Annotated in this window: 16 protein-coding genes and 1 other RNA gene; 7 read left to right on the top strand and 10 right to left on the bottom strand. The window is 63.4% G+C overall.

The window, feature by feature from the left end:
- Positions 1–13 precede the first annotated feature (13 nt).
- A complete protein-coding gene (locus OUZ45_RS05645; protein WP_266168960.1) occupies positions 14–1,660 on the bottom strand; it encodes a FecR domain-containing protein in 1,647 nt (548 codons plus the stop codon).
- A gap of 84 nt (positions 1,661–1,744) precedes the next feature.
- On the opposite strand from OUZ45_RS05645, the gene OUZ45_RS05640 reads away from it, so the two are divergent.
- Positions 1,745–1,873: a hypothetical protein gene (locus tag OUZ45_RS05640; RefSeq protein WP_266168959.1), complete on the top strand. Its 129-nt coding sequence runs from the start codon at positions 1,745–1,747 to the stop codon at positions 1,871–1,873.
- Positions 1,874–1,909: 36 nt separating this feature from the next.
- On the opposite strand, the gene OUZ45_RS05635 is transcribed toward OUZ45_RS05640, so the two are convergent.
- Together OUZ45_RS05635 and OUZ45_RS05630 are read right to left on the bottom strand one after the other, a co-directional pair.
- A non-coding RNA gene (locus tag OUZ45_RS05635) (sX9 sRNA) lies at positions 1,910–1,986 on the bottom strand.
- Between the two features lie 148 nt (positions 1,987–2,134).
- A complete protein-coding gene (locus OUZ45_RS05630; RefSeq protein ID WP_266168958.1) occupies positions 2,135–4,972 on the bottom strand; it encodes an ATP-binding protein in 2,838 nt (945 codons plus the stop codon).
- Between the two features lie 82 nt (positions 4,973–5,054).
- Between OUZ45_RS05630 and OUZ45_RS05625 the strand changes: the two genes are divergently transcribed.
- Positions 5,055–5,711 (top strand): response regulator, encoded by a 657-nt coding sequence (locus OUZ45_RS05625; protein WP_266168957.1) that lies wholly within the window; start codon positions 5,055–5,057, stop codon positions 5,709–5,711.
- 70 nt (positions 5,712–5,781) lie between these two features.
- Here OUZ45_RS05625 and OUZ45_RS05620 read toward each other — a convergent pair whose 3' ends face one another.
- The 5 genes from OUZ45_RS05620 to OUZ45_RS05600 form a co-directional block, all read right to left on the bottom strand.
- Positions 5,782–7,266 (bottom strand): efflux transporter outer membrane subunit, encoded by a 1,485-nt coding sequence (locus OUZ45_RS05620; protein WP_266168956.1) that lies wholly within the window; start codon positions 7,264–7,266, stop codon positions 5,782–5,784.
- Entirely contained in the window at positions 7,266–10,466 is a 3,201-nt protein-coding gene (locus tag OUZ45_RS05615; protein WP_266168955.1) for an efflux RND transporter permease subunit, read from the bottom strand. The genes OUZ45_RS05620 and OUZ45_RS05615 overlap by 1 nt, the downstream gene beginning before the upstream one ends.
- 49 nt (positions 10,467–10,515) lie before the next feature.
- Positions 10,516–11,700 carry an efflux RND transporter periplasmic adaptor subunit gene (locus OUZ45_RS05610; RefSeq protein WP_266168954.1) on the bottom strand — a complete coding sequence of 395 codons (1,185 nt, stop codon included), beginning with the start codon at positions 11,698–11,700 and terminating at the stop codon, positions 10,516–10,518.
- Between the two features lie 184 nt (positions 11,701–11,884).
- The gene (locus OUZ45_RS05605; protein ID WP_266168953.1) at positions 11,885–13,246 is read right to left on the bottom strand and encodes a sensor histidine kinase; all 1,362 of its coding nucleotides are present in this window, start codon (positions 13,244–13,246) and stop codon (positions 11,885–11,887) included.
- Positions 13,243–13,920: a response regulator transcription factor gene (locus OUZ45_RS05600; protein ID WP_266168952.1), complete on the bottom strand. Its 678-nt coding sequence runs from the start codon at positions 13,918–13,920 to the stop codon at positions 13,243–13,245. Before OUZ45_RS05600 ends, OUZ45_RS05605 begins: the two co-directional genes overlap by 4 nt.
- Positions 13,921–14,052: 132 nt before the next feature.
- Between OUZ45_RS05600 and OUZ45_RS05595 the strand changes: the two genes are divergently transcribed.
- The 5 genes from OUZ45_RS05595 (at position 14,053) to OUZ45_RS05575 (ending at position 16,946) form a co-directional block, all read left to right on the top strand.
- The gene (locus OUZ45_RS05595) at positions 14,053–14,331 is read left to right on the top strand and encodes a hypothetical protein (RefSeq protein ID WP_266168951.1); all 279 of its coding nucleotides are present in this window, start codon (positions 14,053–14,055) and stop codon (positions 14,329–14,331) included.
- 55 nt (positions 14,332–14,386) lie between these two features.
- Positions 14,387–14,893 (top strand): transcriptional repressor, encoded by a 507-nt coding sequence (locus OUZ45_RS05590; RefSeq protein ID WP_266169092.1) that lies wholly within the window; start codon positions 14,387–14,389, stop codon positions 14,891–14,893.
- Between the two features lie 344 nt (positions 14,894–15,237).
- The gene (locus OUZ45_RS05585) at positions 15,238–15,666 is read left to right on the top strand and encodes a MerC domain-containing protein (protein WP_266168950.1); all 429 of its coding nucleotides are present in this window, start codon (positions 15,238–15,240) and stop codon (positions 15,664–15,666) included.
- Between the two features lie 61 nt (positions 15,667–15,727).
- The gene (locus OUZ45_RS05580) at positions 15,728–16,696 is read left to right on the top strand and encodes a cation diffusion facilitator family transporter (RefSeq protein ID WP_266168949.1); all 969 of its coding nucleotides are present in this window, start codon (positions 15,728–15,730) and stop codon (positions 16,694–16,696) included.
- Positions 16,697–16,784: 88 nt separating this feature from the next.
- Positions 16,785–16,946: a 30S ribosomal protein THX gene (locus tag OUZ45_RS05575; RefSeq protein WP_266168948.1), complete on the top strand. Its 162-nt coding sequence runs from the start codon at positions 16,785–16,787 to the stop codon at positions 16,944–16,946.
- A 76-nt stretch (positions 16,947–17,022) separates the two neighbouring features.
- Here OUZ45_RS05575 and OUZ45_RS05570 read toward each other — a convergent pair whose 3' ends face one another.
- On the bottom strand, positions 17,023–17,784 hold the full coding sequence (locus OUZ45_RS05570) for an FkbM family methyltransferase (RefSeq protein WP_266168947.1): 762 nt from the start codon (positions 17,782–17,784) through the stop codon (positions 17,023–17,025).
- Between the two features lie 38 nt (positions 17,785–17,822).
- The gene (locus tag OUZ45_RS05565) at positions 17,823–19,997 is read right to left on the bottom strand and encodes a hypothetical protein (RefSeq protein WP_266168946.1); all 2,175 of its coding nucleotides are present in this window, start codon (positions 19,995–19,997) and stop codon (positions 17,823–17,825) included.
- Between the last annotated feature and the right edge of the window lie 407 nt (positions 19,998–20,404).

Here is a 20,404-nt window from a genome sequence, read left to right as displayed (position 1 = left end):
CAGCTGACGAAGCTCAAAGCAATAGCCACAACAGCGCGCCACCACCACCGACAGCCGCAATGCGGCAGACCATGCATGGCAATCGAATCTTCTGCACCGCCCCCCATGGGCTGGCATAGCCGTCGGGGTCGATGATCTGCATGCGCAGATACCACACGCCAGAGCCCGGCTTGGGTATCTCCAGCCCAGGTTGATCCAGCGTGCGATCGATCTGCGGATGCGAGAAATCAGGATTCCGATCGAACTGGATGTGATAGCCCTGGCCTGTCGCACCCGCTGCCCACGCGAAATTCAACGTGTGCCGTGACGCCTGGGGCTTGCCCACTTCAGGGACCGGCGGCTGCGGCACGAGATCGAAGGGCATGGGATCACTGAAAGGCCCTTGCTTGCCGCTGCTGTCCCGTGTCGCGATTCGCCAATAGTAGCGTCCATAGGGCAAGTCGTTCGGCGCTCGCACGTGATCGCCGTGTAGTTCGGACTCGCTGGCGAGCGGAGCCGCGAACTGCGTATCGCCGGCCAATTGCCACACATAGGACGAAGCCTGCAGGCTCTCCGTCCAGCGGAAGCGCGGGCGCGTATCGCGCACCTTGCTCCCGGGCAGCGGCTCCATCACCAGCGGCGGTTGCGGATGGCCGTCGATGCGCAGTGTGCAGGTGCTGTCCAATCCTTCCAGTTGATCGCCATCGATGCCGTGCACGCGGACCGCATAGCTGCCATCGGGTACGTCGGGCAGGCTGGCTCCCGCTGTTTGCGTGACACGATCCAGCAACAAGGCTTCGAAACGATCGCTCGAAGCCATCTGCACGCGATAGTGGCTTGCGCCTTCGAGTGCCGTCCACACGAAACGGTAAGGCAGTTGCGTCACCGCCTGGGGCGGGCATTGCAGTTCGGGTGCGGCCAGCAGCGGTTTCGCATGCGTAGGCTTGTCGCCATCGGTGACCGCGATGCCCGATGCCTTCGGCACCAGCACGTGCGCGTGATCGCCACCCACGTCGACACGTCCCGTCAGCACTTCGGTGCGCGATTGGGCGCCGTCGGCAGCGACGCGGAAATGGGTGCCGCGTACGCTCGACACCGTGCCTGGGGTCTCTACGCTGAAGCGTGCGGCGGAGCCGGTCAGCGGCGTCACCGCACTGGATATATGGCCATGCTGCAGGCGCAGGCGCGTGTCTACCATGCCGGTCTTGCCGTAAGCGCTCATGTGGTCCAGTCGCAGCGTGCTGTCTTCCTGCATCAGCACGCGCGAACTGTCGGCGAATTGCAGCGTCAGACTGGCCCCCGGCTCCGTGTGCAGTTCGGCGCCGTAGCCGAGCGACATGCCCGTCGTAACCGGCTGAGCTGGTGCTTGGTCGGACAGCTGTACGTGCGCAGCCCCGACGATCGCGACAACCGTGGCCTCGGCAGGCTGCTGGCGCAGCCAGGCGATCGGGACGTGCACCAGCATGCCGGGTGGCAGGTGATAAGGGTCAGCGATCTTGTTGTAGTCCCTCAGCTGCTGCCAGGGAACGTCAGGCTTGAGGTAGCGGCTGGAAAGATCCCAAACGTTGTCACCGGGACGAACGCGATAGTTCCAATCCGACGCATGGGCAACCGGCAGCATCGACAAAACGATCAGCAGCGTTGCCAGCAGATGCCGGCGCGGCAATTTGCACAGACGCATCACTCTTCCTTATCTAGTGCTCAGTTGCACCAGCGATGCACTCTCCACGGGGTGTGAGGATCAGTCATTGACCAAGGTGGGAGAGTGGCAGCCCTGACCGAATTGCAAGCGGGCGATTTTGCGACAGTCGTCAAGAAATACCAATGGCCAAAAGCGGGGTTGACGGGTCGCGAAGTGAAAGGAGGGCGTGCTATTTCGTTTATTTCGTTTTGATTGGCCTTAAAGGTCAACGGAATGTGAAGTTAGAGCTGCTATCAAAACGTAGCGAGCGGCCGCGAGGAGGGTGCGGGCGGCGCGCAGGAACCGGAGTGTACTGGCGCGTACATGAGGATTCCGAGCACCGACCGCGCCCGCCTCGTGGTCGCGCAGTAGTTTTGATAGCGGCTCTTATTTCAGTTTCTGCTCAAACGGAAAGGCTGAGGGCGCACTGATCCATAAGTGGCGTCATTTTATGGTTCGCGGATTTTCAATAAATCAGAGCGTCCCCAACAAGCGGCGTAAATCCGCGATATAGCCAGGCATCAGATGCAGGGTCGCACTGGCTTCGTTGCTCGACAGCTGCTCGGTCAGCGCGTGCCCTTTGGTAATGATTTCGCCGTCCGCGAACAGCTGCAGCGCTCCGAGCATCCGATGCAAGAGCTGCATGGCCCTCCGCAGATCGCCCGTCATGACGGCGTGTTCCAGCTCGTGCAAATCCTTGTGGCCTGTCTCCTGCAGCAGTTGCCGCATCTCGTTACGCATGTCCTGTGCGCCGACCTCCTCGAAGGGATCGGGGCCGCCAGCGGGCAGCGGCATCCACGTAAGCAGCTTTTCCTCCAGCTGGCGCAACTGCACGGGTTTACCGAGATAGTCGTCCATGCCTGCTTCGCGGCAGCGAGCCGCTTCGCCATCCAGCACGTTTGCGGTCATCGCAATGATCGGCAGGCGTGTACCGCGCCCGCTCGCGGCTTCACGGCGGCGCCAAGCCTGCGTCAGGGCGTAGCCGTCCATGCCAGGCATCTGGCAATCGGTCAGCAGGATGGCGTAATCCCGCTTGGACAACGCCTGAAGGGCGGTTTCACCGTCGTCCACCACGTCGCAGGACCAACCCAGCCATTCGAGCTGCTTGCGCACCAGCGACCGGCTGACGGGATGGTCTTCGACCACGAGCACGCGTCCATGCCGATCGCGGACAGACACGTGCTCGGACGTGACCGGCGCCACGGCGACATGCTTGAGGGCCTGCGCGCACACGCGCATCAGCGTCTGCCATTTCAGCGGGTTGGCGGGCAGCACGATGCGCTTGTCGTCACTGCGAGCCGCATAGGGATCGGTTTCGACGAATATGGCCTGCGACGCCATCAGGTCTGCGCCGGCTTCGTCATCCGATGCGATGAATAGCAGATTGGCCGCTGCGCCATCGCGCATGGGCTGCGCAGGCGGAACCTGCTCTACCGTGCAGCCGAGGGCGCTCAGGTGCTCGGCCAGCGCATGGGCGATGCCGGACGAGGACAATCGCACGATCGCATGCCGGCCACCCAGTTCCGCCGGCCGCGCGATCTCCCGCCGCGCGACCTGCAGGCGCAAATCCACGGTGACCTGCGTGCCTTCGTTGAGGCGACTGCTGAGCACGATGTCCCCATCCATCAACTGCACAAGATGTCGGCAAATGGCCAGCCCCAGGCCAGTGCCGCCGTAGCGACGCGTTGTCCACGACTCTGCCTGCGTGAACGGCGTGAACAGGCTGGCCTGCTTGTCGACGGCGATGCCGATGCCGGTGTCGCGGACGTTCAAGCGCAGGCGCTGCGAGTGGCCGTCGTCGCCCAGCACGCGCGCATTGACCGTGATGCTGCCACGCTCGGTGAACTTGCTGGCGTTGTTGAGCAGGTTGAGCAGGATCTGCCGGATCCGAACGCTGTCGCCCAAAAATTCGCCGGCCAGCGTGGCATCCATGCCTACTTCGACACGCAGGCCCTTGCCATGCATGGCTCCAGTCATGATGCCAACCGCGTTGTCGATCAGGCTGCGCAGATCGAATGGCACCTGGTCCAGCCGCACATTGCCGGCCTCCAGCTTGGAGAAATCCAGCACGTCATCCAGGACCTGCATCAGCACGCCGGCCGAGTCCTCCACCGTATGCAGCAGCTCCTGCTGTTCGGCATCGAGCGAGGTGCGCCCGAGCAATTCCAGCATGCCGAGCACGCCATTCATCGGTGTGCGGACCTCGTGGCTCATCGTGGCGAGGAAGTCCGCCTTGGCCTTGGAGGCCCGTTCGGCTGCGTCGCGGGCCGCGCGCAGTACCTGGTTATGCGCGTTGACGCTGGTGGTGTCGATGAAATAGCCGATCCATTCCACGCCTTGTCCAGGCAGGCGGCGTGCGCCCATCGTCAGGTGGATCCAACGCAGCCCCTCATCGCCGTAGGCGCGAAAGTCCAGCGTGGCGGTGCGGCTATGCCGCGCGGCATGCCGCAGCAAGCGGCGAAGCGTAGGTGCGTCCTCGACATGGATGCGATCGTGGAACGGCCATTCGCGCAGCTCGTCGGTCGGCTCGATCAGGTCCGCCTGTTCCAATCCGAACAGGGCGCGCAAATTGCCGGCGACAAAGCTAAGTCGGGGCATTCTATCGGCGCCGCGCCGCACGGCGAACACCACCACCGGAATGCGCTGGGTGATTTCGCGCAGGCTTTGTTCGGTGGCACGCGCGGTTCTTACCAGCTGCCGATATTCGGTGATATCGATCAGCACGCTCACCGAACCGTTGACTGCACCGCTTGCGTCATGCGCTGGCGACACCAGAAGCAGGCCGCCACGTTGCTTGCCGTCGTCGCTTACGTAGTCAAGTTCATGGCGCTGCCGGCTATCCAGTCGCATCGCTTCCAGCGCAAGCTGGTGCAAGTACTGTATCGACGGCGTGCCGTCGGGTAGGGATATCAACCGATGGTCCGACAGCTCCAGACTGGTTTTGCCGATGGCGCGCGTGATGTCGATGCCCAGCCGATGCTGGCAGGCAGCGTTGAGCATCCGATACACACCTTGTCCATCCCGTAACTCCACCGGAAACGGGATCGCATCGATCAATGATTGCGTCGCCTGCACCTGCTGCTGTAGCGCTCGTTCGGTCTCGGCCAGTTTCTGGCGCAGCTGGAACACGACGCGCAGCACGGCCAGCGCCGCCAGCGCGGTGAGGCAGAGCAAGGTGGCGAGAATCACGATGATGGTGGAGACGGAAACGGACCCGGCTTCGAACCAGGCCGTACCGGGGACGCCGTTGAGGTTTGAAAGAGTCACGATGGAGGCTCGATCGGCGGTCTGGCCGCAAATGATCGCCATCATGCCTCATGGTGCGTGGAGTGTCTGCGCGGGAGCGCTGTGGACAGTACAATGCCGCGCCCATGGGATTCCAGCGAGACAGGCTATGTCGCAGAACGGCCAGACCCTTCGGGTCGTCATCGCCGACGACCATCCCGTCGTTATGCTGGGGATACGCACATTGCTGCGCGAGCACGGGGCGATGCAGGTGGTGGGCGAAGCGAGCCATGGCGGGGAATTGCTGGCGCTGCTCAAAGGCGAATCGTGCGATTTGCTGATCACGGATTACTCGATGCCTTACGAGGACGGCGCCGGTGACGGTCTGCCGCTGATGCAGCGCCTGCGCCGCGATCACCCGCAGTTGCCGATCATCGTGCTCACGATGACGAACAACCCGGCTTTGATTCGCGGCATGCTGGCGGCAGGTGTCAATGGCCTGGTCGGCAAGATGGCGATGACCAAGGAGCTCCTGCTGGCCATCAACGCGGTGATGAAGGGGCGCACCTATGTTTGTGAAGCGATGCGTGAGCACGTGGCGAGTGTCGAGCAGGATGACCAGGTTGTCGATCCATCCATTCTTTCCCGGCGCGAGGCGGAAGTGGTGCGCCTGTACGCGCGTGGCCTTTCGGTGACGCAGATTTCCGAGCAACTGCATCGCAGCGTCAAGACCATCAGTCAGCAGAAGAACGATGCGATGCGCAAGCTGGGCACGACCAGCAACACGCAGCTGTTCGAATATGCACGAACGCACGGTCTGATTTGATTCGCGGGCTGCCTCATGTCGGAGCCGAGTCAGACGAGCGCCGGACTCGCCCCCTGTTGAGAGCGACTACTTACTCCTGCTTTTGCTGTTCCTGCCATCCCCCGCCCAGCGCCAACATCAACGCCGCCGTATCGCTATACCGCGCCGCCTGCGCCTGCACACTGGCCATCCTGGTTTGCTGGTAGGCGGTCTGCGCATTGAGTAGCGCCAATCCATTCACCTGACCGAATTCGAGTTGCTTGCGCGTCAGGTCCAGCGTCCGTTTGGCCGCTGTTTCTGCCTGGATGGCCGCGTCGAGTGCGCGCGCATCGGCATCGAGTGCATAGAGCGCGTCCGCGACGTTCTGAAATGCCGTCAACACCACGCCGCGATACTGCGCGGCCGACTGCTGCAATGCGGCTTCGGCGGCACGCTGGCGGTGCTTGAGCGTGCCGAAGTCGAAAATGGTTTGCGCGACGTTGCCGGTCAGGCCCCAGAACTTGTTGCCCTGGTCGAACATCCGGCTGAATTGCGTCGAGCTGCCGCCGTACTGTCCCGAGATGGAAAACTGCGGCAGGCGATTGGCGAGGGCTACACCCACTTGCGCATTGGCTGCGTGGACCTGCGCTTCGGCGGCTCTCACGTCCGGACGTCGTTCGACCAGCTGCGAGGGCAGTGACAACGGCACTTCGCGAGGCAGTTGCAAGTGGTCCAGGTCGAACGATTCGCTGCCGCCTTGCGACGGCAGGTTGCCAGTCAGCACGGCGATCAGGTCGCGCGTCTGCTCGAGCTGCTTCTGCAAGGGCGGAAGCGTTTGCTTCGCCTGGGCCAGCGCTGTTTCCTGCGCGGCTACGTCGAGACCGGAGGCGTAGCCGAGTTTGGCCTGCCCGTGCAGTATCGCCAGTGATCGCGTGTCGCTGGCGATGATGTCGGTGGTCGCATCGATCTGCGCGCGCAGCGCGGCTTCCTGTACCGCGGCAGCCACCACGTTAGAGGCCAACGTCTGGTAAGCGGCTTCCAGCTGGAACTGCTGGCTTTCGGCCTGCGCGGCAAGCGACTCCACCGCGCGCCGGTTGAGGCCGAAGACGTCCGGCGCGTAGGAGATGTTGAGCTGTGTCGTGTGCAGCGTGTAGATCGGCTGGCCGGAGGTGAGCGTCGGCGAGATCGTGCCGACGGCGTTCTTCTGGCGGCTGGCCGAATAGTTGAGCTGGACCGTCGGCAGGTACGCGCCGCGCTGCGCGGCAACGTTCTCCTGTGCCTGACGCAACGCCGCCTGTGCGCTCTCGATGGACGGGTTATGCGCGAACGCCTGCGTCACCAGCGCGTTGAGCTGGGGCGAGCCGAACGTCGTCCACCATTCCTTTGCGATCTTCTCGCCTGGTTGAAGCTGTTGCTCGTCGTGGCTGACGTCGGCGGCGCCGACCGTTTTCGGCAGCGACTCGCGCGTGTAGTTGTCGGCCGCGGGCAAGGCGGGGCGGTGGTAGTCGGGTCCCACGGCGCAGCCCGCACAGAGCAGAGCAACCGCCATCATCGACAACCGGGCGTGCGACGTGCGCTTGGTAAGAGACGTAGCCATCACAGACCTCCCGTCTCGGCAGGGTGGCGCGGACGGCGTCGCTTGCGTCCCTGTGACCATTCCACCACCAGCACCTGCAATGCGGGCGCCACGATCAGCAGCATGATCGGACCGAGCAGCATGCCGCCGACGACCACGGTCGCCAGCGGGCGCTGCACCTGGCTGCCAATGCCGGTGGACAACGCCGCCGGCAACAGGCCGATGCACGCGGACAGCGCCGTCATCAGCATGGGGCGCATGCGTTGTTCGGCCGCGAGATACATCGCTTCCAACGGCGATTTGCCCTCGAAGACCAGATGGTTGAAATAGGTGATGACCAGGATGCCGTTCATCACCGACACACCGAACAACGAGACGAAGCCAATCGCGGCCGAAACGCTCAAGTTCAGGCCCGATAGATACAAGGCGATGATGCCGCCAGCGATCGAGAAGGGAATCGCCGCCAGCGTCAGCAGACTGTCGCGGAACGAATTGAACAGCGTGAACAACAGCGCCAGGATCAGGCCGATGGCGATGGGTAGCACGATGGCCAGGCGATCCTTGGCCTGCTGCATATCCTCGAACTCGCCGGCCCACACCAGGTGGTAGCCGCTGGGCAGGGTGACGTGCTCGGCGATGCGGTGCTGCGCTTCGGCCACGGTGCCGCCCAGGTCGCGGCCACGCACGCTGAATTTCACCGGGATGAAGCGTTCGTTGCGCTCGTGATAGATGTACGAGGCGCCCGTGTCGAGCGTGATGCTCGCCAGTTCGCGCAGCGGAATATAGGCCGTGGAGCCGCTGGGCGTGGCGTAACCGACTTTGATGTCGCCGATCGCCTGCACGTCGGAGCGATAAGTTTGCGCCAAGCGCACGGTCAACGAGAATTGGCGGTCGCCTTCGAGCACCGTGGTGGCCTGCGTGCCGCCCGCGGCGGCCTGCACCACGCTGTTGATGTCGCCGGTGTTGAGGCCGTAGCGGGCTGCCTTGGCGCGGTCGATGGTGATGTTGAGGTTGGGCTGGCCCAGCACATGGAATGCGCCGAGATCTTCTATGCCTTTGACCTGCCGCATTTCGTGCAGCACCTGGTCCGCCAGCTTCTCCAGCACGGGCAGTTCGGGGCCGACGATCTTCACCGAGTTGGCGCCTTTGACGCCGGACAGGCCTTCCTCGATGTTGTCCTGGATGTACTGCGAGAAATTGAATTCCACACCAGGGAATTCGTTGCCAAATGCCTGCTGCAGTTCCTTCACCAAGGTGTCTTTGGTCTCGCCGCTGGGCCAGGTGTTTTCCGGCTTCAGTGGTACGAACAGCTCGACATTGTAGAAGCCCGAGGCGTCGCTGCCGTCGTCGGGGCGACCATGCTGGGACACCACGGTGATCACCTCCGGATGCGCCTTGAGGATCTGGCGCATGCGGTTGACCTTGTCCATGCCAGCTTCCAAGGAGATGGTGGCCGGCATGGTGGCGCGAATCCACAGATTGCCTTCCTCCAGCGCCGGCAGGAATTCGGTGCCGATGCGCGGCAACAGCAGCCCGGCCAGCAGCAGAAAGCCCATGCCGATCAGCACCGTGAGCTTTCGCCGTTGCAGCGCCCAATGCAGCACAGGCGAGTAGACCCGGCGAATCGCGCGCACAAACAGCGTTTCAGTTTCCTTGACGTGCTTGGGCAGCAACAGCGAGGCGAGCACGGGCGTCACGGTGAAGGTGGCGATCAGCGCGCCGGTCAGGGCGTAGGCATAGGTGCGCGCCATCGGGTTGAAGATCTGGCCTTCGACACCTTGCATGGTGAACAGCGGAATGAAGGCGGCGACGGTGATGGCGGAGGAGAACAACACGGCGCGGTCCACTTGCGTGGTGCTGATGAACAGCAGGCGCATCCGCTCGGGCCAGCTATGCGCTGCGCGCCCCTTGGCGTACATCGCGAAGTCGCTTTGCGCCTGCTCATGCAGCATCTCTTGCCGCTCTTCCTTGTTCTTCTGGAAATTGCGGAAGATGTTCTCGATCAGGATCACCGCCGAGTCGACGATGATGCCGAAATCCACCGCGCCCACCGACAGCAGGTTGGCCGAGTCGCCCAAGATGACCAGGATGATGATGCTGAAGAACAGCGCGACCGGGATGTTGGCGCTCACGATGAGCGCGCTGCGCAGATCGCCCAGGAAGATCCACTGGATGAAGAACACCAGCAGGCAACCGAAGATCAGGTTGTGCAGGACGGTGTGCGTGGTGACGTCCACCAGGGTGGAGCGGTCGTAGATGGGGTCCAGCTTCACGCCGGCGGGCAGGGTGCCGTCGCTGTTGAGTTTCGCCACCTCGGTCTTGACGCGGGCGAGTACCTCATTGGTTTGCAGCGTGCGGTTCATTACCACGATACCGGTCACCACATCATCCTGGTCGTCGCGCCCGGCCTTGCCCAGGCGCGGCACGTAGCCGATGGAGACCTTCGCGACGTCCTTCACCAGCACGGGTGTGCCATTGGTCTGCGACAGCACGATATTGCCGACGTCGTCGGTGTTCTTGATCAGGCCCACGCCGCGGATGTTGACCGACTGCTGGCCGATGTTGATGGTGCGGCCGCCCACATTGGCATTGGCGTTGCCGACAGCGGTGATCAGCTGCGGCAGGGTGATGCCGTAACCCTCCAGCTTGTGGAGGTCGGCATTGACGTCGTATTCTTTGGTGGTGCCGCCCCAGGTCACGACCTGCGCGACGCCGGGCACCGACAGCAGGCGGCGCGTGACCACCCAGTCCTGCAGCGTGCGCAACTGAGTGAGGCCGGTGTGCGGCGGACCGACCAGCTGGTAGCGCAGAATTTCGCCAACCAGGCTGGATGCCTGGATCTGTGGCTGCACGGCGCCCGGCAGGCTCACATTCTGCTGCAGGTTCAATGCGGCCTGTGTATAGGCTTGGTAGTAGTCGACGCCGTACTTGAACGTGACGCGCACAAAGGACAGGCCGTAGAACGAGGTGGAGCGGATGTTGTCCACGCCCGGCGTGGTGGCCAGTCCGACCTCCATCGGGCGCGTGTAGGACCGCTCCATTTCCTCGGCCGAGAGTCCAGGCGACTGCGCGGTGATTTCCAGGATCACCGGCGCCGGGTTCGGGTATGCCTCGATATTGAGCTTGGCGTACGCCACCAGCCCGGCGATGACAAAAGCCGCCAGGGCCATGATCACAATGGATCGCCGGGTGAGCGCAAACGCAACGATGCCTCTGAGCACGATCTGGCCTTTCTTCTATACGTTGGAGTGGCGGGCAGTGTTCGCAGCGTTACTGCGACTGCAGCGCCAGTGCGTTGCTGATGAACAGCGCGCCGTCGCCGGCCACCCGCTCGCTGCCCGACAGGCCTTCGACGATCTGGTTGAAGCCGTCCTGCTGCAGGCCGAGTTTCACCGGGCGCCGGGTAAAGCGGTGGCCGTCCTGGGTGGTGTAGACCGTCATGGTGCCGTCGCCTTCGCGTACCACGGCATTGGCAGGAACGGCCGCCGAACGCAGCGGTTCGCCGGTACGGATCACAAAGGTGGCTAGCATCTGCGGACGCAATTCGCGGCGGGTGTCGTGAATCGTCGAGCGCACCTGCACGCGATGGGTGGCGGGGTCCACGCTGCTGCCGACCACCTCGATGGTGCCTTGCAGAGTACGGCCGGGCAGCGCGTTCACCGCCACGGTGACGGTTTGTCCGGCACGCAGCGCCATGGCGTCGTCCTCGGCTACGTTAGCCACCATCCAGAGCGAATCGAGGTTCGCCACGGTGAACGGTGCGGTCGCGCCGCCGGGTTGCACGAAGTCGCCAGGCGCCACGGTACGCGCGGTGACTCTTCCGGCCATCGGGCTGAGCACACGCAGCTCGCCGTCGACCTTGTGGCTGGCGACGATGCGGTCGATGTCGCCGTCCGTCATGCCCTGCAGGCGCAGCACGTTACGCGCTGAACGATAGTTGCCTTCGGCGGCCTGCTGGTCGGACGTGGCCTGCTCGACATCCTTCTGCGCGCTGGCCTGTACATCGAGCATCTGGCGTGCGCGCCCGAGCGTGCGCGTGGTCAGTTCGCGCACACCCGCGGTGGCGATCAGGTTGGATTCGGCCTGCGCCAGATCGGGGCTGTCGATGGTGAAGAGCACTTGGCCCTTGGTGACATCGTCGCCAAGCTTGGCCAGTACCTGACGCACGCGGCCCTGATAGGCGGGAAACACCTGGGCGAGCCGGTCCTGATTGAAATCGATGAAGCCGACCGCGTCGCGGTGCTGGTCGAAATTGCGCAACTGCACCGGCTCAACGGTGACGTGCCGGGCCTGTTGATCGTTGATGGTGACGCTGTCACTTGCAGGTGGCGTCGGCGGCTTGGCCTGGGCGGAGGGATCTTTGCCGCAACCGGTCAGCACGGCCAGGCCGATGCACAGGCCAAAGCCTATGCGCAGAGTGGCACGCGGCGACGTCGAGCCATGAATCTTCTGCATGCGCGTTTCCATCGTCGGGAATCTGCTCGTCGAGAATCGGCTCATCGAGAATCGGCTCGTCGAGAATCAGCGCGGGCATCGGGTAGCGGCTGCGGCGCAGCCGGAGTCACCGGATGCCCGGCGGCCGCCACCATAAGCGGCCGGGGTGGAGGCGCCATAGTTACGGTTTGGAAAGGTTCCGCAGTCAGCCAGGAGGCAGCGCAATGACTACCCGGAGCCCGGGGCGGGCGTCCTCCAGCGTGAGCGTGCCGCGGTGCAGGGCGACCACCGCCGCCACGATGGACAGGCCCAGGCCGTTGCCGCGCAGATGGCGGCTGGTGTCGACGCGGAAGAAGCGCTCGGCCGCGTGATCGATGGCATCGGCAGGAATGCCTGGGCCGTCATCCACCACCTCGAGGAACACCTGCTCCGCGCTGGCATGGATGGCCACCCGCACGGTGGCCCCCTGGCCGGCGTACTTGAGTGCGTTGTCGAGCAGATTGGCCATGACGCTGGCCAGCAGATCGCGGTCGGCAGACACCGTGGGCTCGCCATCGACCGCCAGCGATAGGCTCATGCCTTCGTTCTCGGCGGCTGGCTGGTAAAGCTCCACGATATCGCCCACCACGTCGCGCAGCGGCAGCCGGTCGAAGCGCTGGCGGCGCACGCCGGCTTCGGCCTCGGCAATCTGCAGCAGTTTGTCGAACAGCACGATCAGGGTGTCGATTTCGTCGATGGCGTACTGCGCGCTGTCTTGCAGGCGATCCAGCGGCTGTTGCGAGCGCAGCGCATCTTCCAGCGCCGCGCGAATGCGCCCGAGTGGCGTACGCAGGTCGTGTGCGATGGCGTTGGAGACGTTGCGGGCGGTGTTCATCAGGCGCTCGATCTCGTCGAGCATGCGGTTGACGTCATGTGCCACCACCGCGAATTCGTCGCGTGAGCGGCCGACCGCAATGCGCCGGTCGAGCTTGCCGGAGGCTACTTCGGTGGTGGTGCGATGGATCGCCTTGAGCTGTTTCTGCAATTGCGAACGAAACAGCAGCGCGCCGCCCGCCGCCAGCAACAAGGCGATCAGGCCACCGAGGGCGAGTGCGGTGAGAATCTTGCGTTCGAGATCCCGCTGGTCCTGCTGGTCGCGGCCGACGATCAAGATGGTGCCGTCGGGAAAACGATGGACCATGAGACGGCCGAGCGTGTCGCGATCCAGGCGTTTGACCTGGCGCTCCACCAAGACGTCGCTTTCGCCTTTCGGCAAGGACACGGCCGTCAGGTTGCCGATGAATAGTCGGCCGTCGGGCCCGGTGAGCTGGTAGATCTCGGTGTTGACGTCCAGGTCGTCGGTCAGCAGGGTGTGGACTTCCTGCTGCAGGGCCGCCGTGCCCTGGTGATCGTGGAGCTGAATCAGGCGACGCGAGGTGAGCGACAGCTGCTTGTCGATATTACGTGCCAGCAAACCCGCGGTGCCGACGTAGAAGATGGCTGACACGACGCCGACCGAAAGCAGCAATAGCAGGCCGTAGCCGGCGGCCATGCGGAACACGACGGAGTGGCGGAAGCCGGCCATCATGGTGCTTGCAGGGTGTAGCCCACCCCGCGCACGGTCTGGATCAAGGTCACCGGAAAGTCCTTGTCGATCTTGTTGCGCAGGCGGCTCATCTGGACGTCGATGACATTGGTTTCCGGGTCGAAGTGAAAGCCCCACACGGCGGCCAGCAGCATCTTGCGTGTCACCACCTTGCCCTGATGGCGCGCCAGGTATTCCAGCAACTGGTATTCGCGCGGCTGCAGGGCGATCTGCTGGTGTCCGCGAAAAACGCGGCGGTTGCGCGTGTCGAGCTGCAAGTCCGCCACCACCAGTTGGTCTGGATCGCCATGACGTGCGGCGCGTCGAGTCAGCGCCTCGATGCGGGCCAGCAACTCGTCGAAGGCGAAGGGTTTGCTCAGGTAGTCGTCGCTGCCGCTGCGCAGGCCGCGCACGCGATCGTCGAGGCTGGACAAGGCACTCAGCACGATGACCGGGGTGTCGATGCCGCGCGAACGCACGGCGGCGAGGATATCGAGCCCGTCGGTGCCCCCCGGCAATAAGCGGTCGAGCACGATGACATCCCATTGGCCTTCGGTCGCCTGCTTCAGCCCGCCAGCTCCCTCGTGGCAGGTCTCTACCGCGTAGCCGGACCGCTCGAGACCGTGGCGGATCAACTCCGAGGTGGTGTGGTCGTCCTCGATCAACAGGCAGTGCATAAGGTGTCGGTTCGACGTCGTGAGGGAGCGGTCCAGCGGGCCATGGCCTGTGGGCTTGCGCCATGCAGGACCGTGGCATACATCATGGGCTGTATCGTAGTCGACGTTTCCTACTGAATGGGCGAGGCCCGCTTGGACGAGTGGTTGAGCAAGGCGACCCAAGGTGTCGATCTGGACGCGCCAGATGCGTTCTGGCACATCTTTGGGAATCTGATGGCGATGGTGCCGTGGGCCGCGCTGTTCTGGTGGAGCGTGGTGTTTCTGGCGGTTGGCGCCCTGCTGGGCTGGTGGCGCGGGCGTGTGTGGGAAGGCCTGGTGTGGGCGGCCGTGCTGGGGCCGATCGGTTGGGTGGTGATCCTGCTTCGCCCGCGACCCAAGCCAAGGCCGGAGCCGCCACCGCTGCCGCGTTGAACATGCATTCAAACATGCCCTCAAACAGGCACTCAGGCGAGAGAGGGCGGGGTGTATCATTCGCGCTGAGGTGATCCCATTGAGCCAGACCGCTCCCGACAAGACGCATACGCATCACCATCACGACGACGCCAAGGGCTTCGTGCGTGCGGTGGAACATGCCAGCGAGGAGCGCGGTCTGCGCCTGACGCCGCTGCGCAAGGAAGTGTTGGAGCTGGTGGCCGCCGCCGGCAAGCCGGTGAAGGCTTACGACTTGCTCGATCACCTGCGCGAACGGCACGGTAACGCGGCGCCGCCCACGGTGTATCGCGCGCTGGATTTCCTGCTGGAACACGGCTTCATCCACAAGCTGGAATCGATCAACGCCTTTGTGTCCTGCCATCACCCGGCCGAGGCGCACCAAGTGCCGTTTTTGATCTGCGATGTCTGCTCCAGCGCGCAGGAAGTGTGCGACGAGCGCGTGGCTGAGCTGATCGAAGCGCAGGCCAAGGCTTTTGGCTTCCGCCCGCAGGCGCAGACGCTGGAAGTGCACGGCATCTGCAAGAACTGCCGCAAGGGCTGACCCTCCACTGTAGGAGCCCACCCTGTGGGCGACCCTACCGAAGGAAGCTCACTACCCGATCAGTCTTCGGGTCATCCATGGCTCTCGCCCTGCGGGCGGCTTGCGCTGTGCAAACCGGCTTTCCTGCCGGTTTGTCGTGCACGGGGTGCGCTCCTACTGATGTCAACATATGCGGGGCGCGATGGTGTACATCGCGCCCCGTTTGTTTCGACTCTGGTTTGTAGAGGGGGGCGATAGCGCGGCGGCCATGGGCTGGCGGCTCGGTAGATTCTTGCTACGTTATAATGTAACATCTCTTGCCAGTGCGAGGGTCAGGCGTCACGCTTCGCGTTCCGGACAGATCGATGGATTCAGAGCAAGTGAGCAAATCCCGTTGGTGGCAGGTTGCCGACCGCGTCGGCGCCACGGCTTCCTTCCTGTGTGCGGTCCACTGCGCGGCGCTGCCGTTCGTGCTCGCATTGCTGCCGCTGATCGGGCTGGAGTTTCTTGCCGACCATCGTTTCGAACGCGGCTTTGTGATCTTTGCCTGCGCGCTGGCACTGATCAGCCTGCTCAATGGGTATCGCCGGCACCGTCGCATGCTTCCTCTGCGACTGGCGATGCCTGGCCTCGCGCTTCTGTTGATCGGCGTCACCTTCGCGGAACGCTATTCGATCGGCTTGCATAGCGCGTTGGTGACGTGCGGCGGTCTGCTGCTGGCATCGGCGCACTTCATCAATTTGCGTGCGGATCGTCAGCAAGGGCACGTGCACAGCGCCGATTGCGCGCATTGATGCTCGCGATAGCCCAGCATCGTGATTGTGTAACGGCGTGTGCGCTTTCTAGCATTCACGCATGAATTCCGCGCACTCCCACTCACACGATCATCACGACCACGCGCATGGCCATGGTCACGCGCATGAGCGCGGCACCGGCATGACCGGTCGCGAACGCAAGCTCGCGTTCGCCTTCGCGCTGACCACGGTGATGATGGTGGCCGAAGTGGTCGGCGGCTTTTGGTCGGGCTCGCTCGCGCTGCTTGCCGATGCCGGTCACATGATGGTCGATTCGCTCGCCTTGCTGTTGGCTGTGATCGGTGCCTGGATGGCTCGACGCCCGGCGGATGAGCGTCGCAGCTACGGTTATGGGCGTGTCGAGGTGCTGGCTGGTTTTCTCAATGCGCTGACCCAGTTCGCGCTGGTGGGCTTTATTGCCTACGAAGCGATCGACCGCTTGTTCAAGCCGAATCCCATTCTGTCCGGCGTCATGTTGATCGTGGCGTCGGTGGGGATGGTGGTGAACCTGGTAGTGCTGCGCACGCTGCATGGCCACGATCATGACGACGTCAATGTGGCGGGTGCCGCACTGCACGTGCTCGGCGATCTGCTCGGTTCCGTGGGGGCGATACTCGCGGCGCTCGCGGTGCGTTGGATGGGCTGGCTGTGGGCCGACCCCTTGCTGTCGCTGCTGGTCTCCTTGTTGATCCTCAACAGCGCATGGCGGTTGCTGCGACGTTCCGCGCATATTTTGCTGGAAGGCGTCCCCGAAGGGCTGGACACCGCGGAGGTCGAGTCGGCCCTGCGCACGGCGGACGCATCGATCAGCGATGTGCACCATCTCCATGTCTGGCAGCTGGCGTCGGGCTCGCGCATGGCCACCGTGCATGCCGAATTGCACGACGACGGTGATAGCGCCACCGCCATCGGCGCGATCAACCGCGTGCTCGAAGAACGCTTTGGTATTCGCCATGTCACCGTGCAGATCGACCCCGGTCACTGCCCCGATCCGGCGCATGGTTGCGCCGGTGGTGCAAAACGGCCGTAGGGTCCCCAGCTCCAGCGCCTATTGCGCTTTGAGCCACCACTGCTACGATGTTCGACCGTCCAACTTACGTCGAATCAAGGAGTTCCCCATGGGCAAGGGCGATCGCAAGACCCGTCGTGGCAAGACCTATCGCGGCAGCTACGGCAACACCCGCGCGCACGGTGCGCAGCCGGCCGTGGTCGGCGCCAAGGAAACCGTGACCAAGCCGGCCGCCGCCAAGAAGGCCGCGCCGAAGAAAAAGTCGGCCTGATCCAGCGTTCCTGCTTCATCCCAAGCCCCCGCCTAGCGGGGGCTTTTTCGTTTGGGTGTGGCGTGCGCGAGGGTAATTACAGCTCGTGCTGGGTTTCGAGTTCGAAGCGGCTCTCGACGGGCGAGGCAATCACGTTCTGTGAGACGCAGCCGGGGAAGATGTTGCTGGCCTGCTCGGCATAGTTGTCTGTGTTGTAGAGATAGGGGACATGCGACCAGCAACGGTAGCCCAGATCCTTGATCGCCTGCACCTCGGTTTCGGCTTGCTGGATGCCAGCCAGCCGGATGTAAAGCATCGGGCGATGTTTGCGGATGGTTTCCGCCGCACCGGCCAGCAGATCGATCAGCGCGCCCGGCACGTTGATCTTGATCAGATGCAATGCATCGAGCTCAAGCTCGTCGACGGTAATGACGCTGACGGTCTCATCGTCGCCGTTGCGCTGTGCAACTTTGCCCGGTAGCGAGGAAAGCGGGGCCTGATCGCGGCAGCGACCGAGCCAGCGCGCATGCGTGTAGACATTCGTCAGTCCGTTGATCGCGACGTTCGCGCACATCTGCTGGAACGCCAGGCGTCGCGGTTCGGCGACATGCACCTGACCGCGTGTGCCTACTGCCTGTGCCAGCCACAGTGCATGCGCGCCGTAGTCGCCGCCGAATTCGAGGACGGTGTGGCCATCCTCGACCGAGCCGCTCAGTAGGTCGATCTCCTGCTCGGCCCATTCGCCGTATAGCTGCAGCGAGCGTGCGGCCGGGCAATCCAGAGGAACGACGGTGGTCAGACCGTAACGGGTATTCCAGAGTCGCGACGTTTGTTCCGTAGAAATCGTCTTGTTGTTCATGCAGATGTCTCGTAAGTCAGAAGTAGTGGGAGGGGGCCTCAGTGCCTGAGAGAGGCGATGCGCCGTTGTCGTTCGCTTTGCTCCCAGGCGGCGCGGTAACTGGGTGATGACAGGCTGTCAGCCCATCGCTTGCTTGCTTCCTGCCAGGTCGCCATCAGCGCAGCCGCAGGTGTGGTGCCGCTACGCCATGCTTCTTCGCAAAGCTGGCAGGCGCGTGCGAAATCGGCGTGACGCAGATACACCTGCGCCATGCATTGCAAGGTTTCCGGTCGAGCCACCGACAGGGCTTCAAGTCGGTGGGAGAGGTCGAGCGCGACCTGGCCTTGAATGGGTGTGTTCGGGAGTGCCTCGTAGGCGAGCTGGATAGCGAGCCTGCATTGCAGGCCGTCCGCGCGCCAGCGTGGATCGCTCTCGGCGATGAATGCATGCATGAGCGCGTGCGAATACGCCTCCTTGGCCTGCTCGGCCGATAGCGCCTGACCTCTGGCCAGCGAAGTGGTCGCCACGGCTAGGGCAATCTCCGCCGTGGGCAGGCGTGCGAACAGTGCGTCGATGAGGGTTTGGGCCGTGTCGAGACTTTTGGCGCGGATACCGCCTTGCTCGACCGCGGCACGATGGACCAGAACCTTGACATACAGGCGTTGCGCATCGTCCGCGTAGCCGGGGAGGGGCTGCAGGCGTTGGCAGACAGCCTCGGCCTCGGCGTATTTGCCCAAGGCGCTGTCGCCGAGCTGACCGTGTGCCCAGTACAAAAGCACATCGATCCAAGCTTGAAGCACCGGGCCTTCGCCGAGCTGAATGTCGGAGGCATAACGTGCCTGCAGGGTTCGCAGGCTCAGGAGGCGGGCAGCGCCTTTCTGGCGGGTGACGCTGGCAAGGTCGATGCCGATCAGCCGCGCCTGCCAATGAATCCGCTGGTCATGATCGGCGCTTGCCATAGCGCTTTGTGCAAGTGCGAAAGCTTGCGTGTACAGCGAATCGATGTCGGCTTTGCCCGCATGCGCCATGCGCATCATCAGAAGTTGCACGAGCAGCCACGTAGCGGATGACTCGCACTGCTGCACTGCTTCGAGAAGCACGGTCTCCAGCGCATCAAGCATGGTGCTCGGGAGATGGGCTGTGCATGCGATCGTGGGCAGCGGCCCGTTCAATTCGATGAAGAAGAAGGGCAATGAGTCGCCCGTTGATATCGCTATCTGTTCGAGCCGATCAAGCAGGGTGGTTGGCGTTGCACTTTCGGCCTTAGTGATAGCCGCTGGCGATAGGTCGACGAGTGTTTCCGGCAAAGCAGGTTCGGGCGTCGCCTCGCTATCCGCCGAGTATTCGGTGACCGTGATCTGCGGTTCGAAAACGGCCGGTGCAATCCACCGGGGGGCGCATTCTTTCGCCCGATCCTGCTGCAGCTGAAAGGGAATCTGCCGCGATGAGACATCGACGGGGATGTTGAAGTACCAACCTTCCCACTGACTGAAGCTGGGTTGCTCATTCGACCAAGTCAGCCGAGTGGAGGGCTCAGGCGGGGGCGGCTCGGAGGGCTCGACAGGCAAGGCATCGAAAACCTGCTTCGGCAAGTCCTCGTGCATTTTTGCCGCCGGGATGTCGTCGAAGCTCGGCTGGCTTCGACTCAGGTCATGCCGACGAGGCGACCGGCGTTTCATCATGCGAATCAGCACGAAGATGGCCAAGAGTAGTGGCAGGCTCCACACGCCGTATCGGACGAATGGCGCGACAACGCCATTCCTGGTTTCGGGGCCCTGAGGGACAGGCTCGACAGGTGCCGGCGCAGTCGTGGGGGCCTTGCTAAGGGCATGATCTTCGGGCGCAGAGCCTTCAGGGGATGCGGATAAGGCTTCGATAGCGTCATCGTCTGTGGATGCCGTGACGCCATCCGGTGATGATGCAGAAGGAAGGCTATTCCCGATGACATGCCCGTCGGGTGTGGTCGCCGCTGCCTTGCGTGATGAATGGCTGACGCCAGCGGTGGTTGCCTCCGCACGCGTCGCATGGTCAGTCGTGACGACGAGGTCCCTGTCGCTTCTCGACGATGCGAAAGACGTCGCCGAATTGGTTGGAGACGGCTGCGGATTCCCTTTGGTGGTCAGATGAGCCCGGCTAGCGTCGTCGGGTAGGTACGCACATGTAGCGAGCAGCGGGCCGACGAGAATGGCGAAACCGATTGAGCGGCAGGCAGCGCCAACCCATGCGCGGCCCATCACAATACGGAAGGCGGAGCGGTAAGCCCTGGTTTTCTGCCCTGCCAGCTGCGATGGCGAGCTTTGCCTGTCCAGGAAATTCAGAAGCCTCACTATCGCTCCTCAGGGACACGCCACCCCGAGGTGGAGTGGTGATTCGAATGGGCGTTTGTGCAGGCGGCATGACGTTTCGCCGTATCGATGCCATTCCGGTATCGAGGTCGCCCCTCTGTGTACGCCTTGCGGGCGCGCGTTGCTTCTAGGGGCGTGCGCGATACTTCAGCGAAGCGAACCCAGCGGAAGCATGGTGTTCGTCTCTCTGCCAGGAATGGCTCGAAATGACCCTGTCAAACAGGCGACTGAGCGTGGCATAGGGCTAGTGCACACGACATAGGACAGGGATTAGAACGGTCGCCTGCGATAGCGGC

The organism is Dyella subtropica (genome assembly GCF_026283965.1).
Lineage (GTDB): Bacteria > Pseudomonadota > Gammaproteobacteria > Xanthomonadales > Rhodanobacteraceae > Dyella_D > Dyella_D subtropica.
Note: the sequence above shows the minus strand (reverse complement) of the source record. Positions and strands in the feature narration are given on the sequence as shown.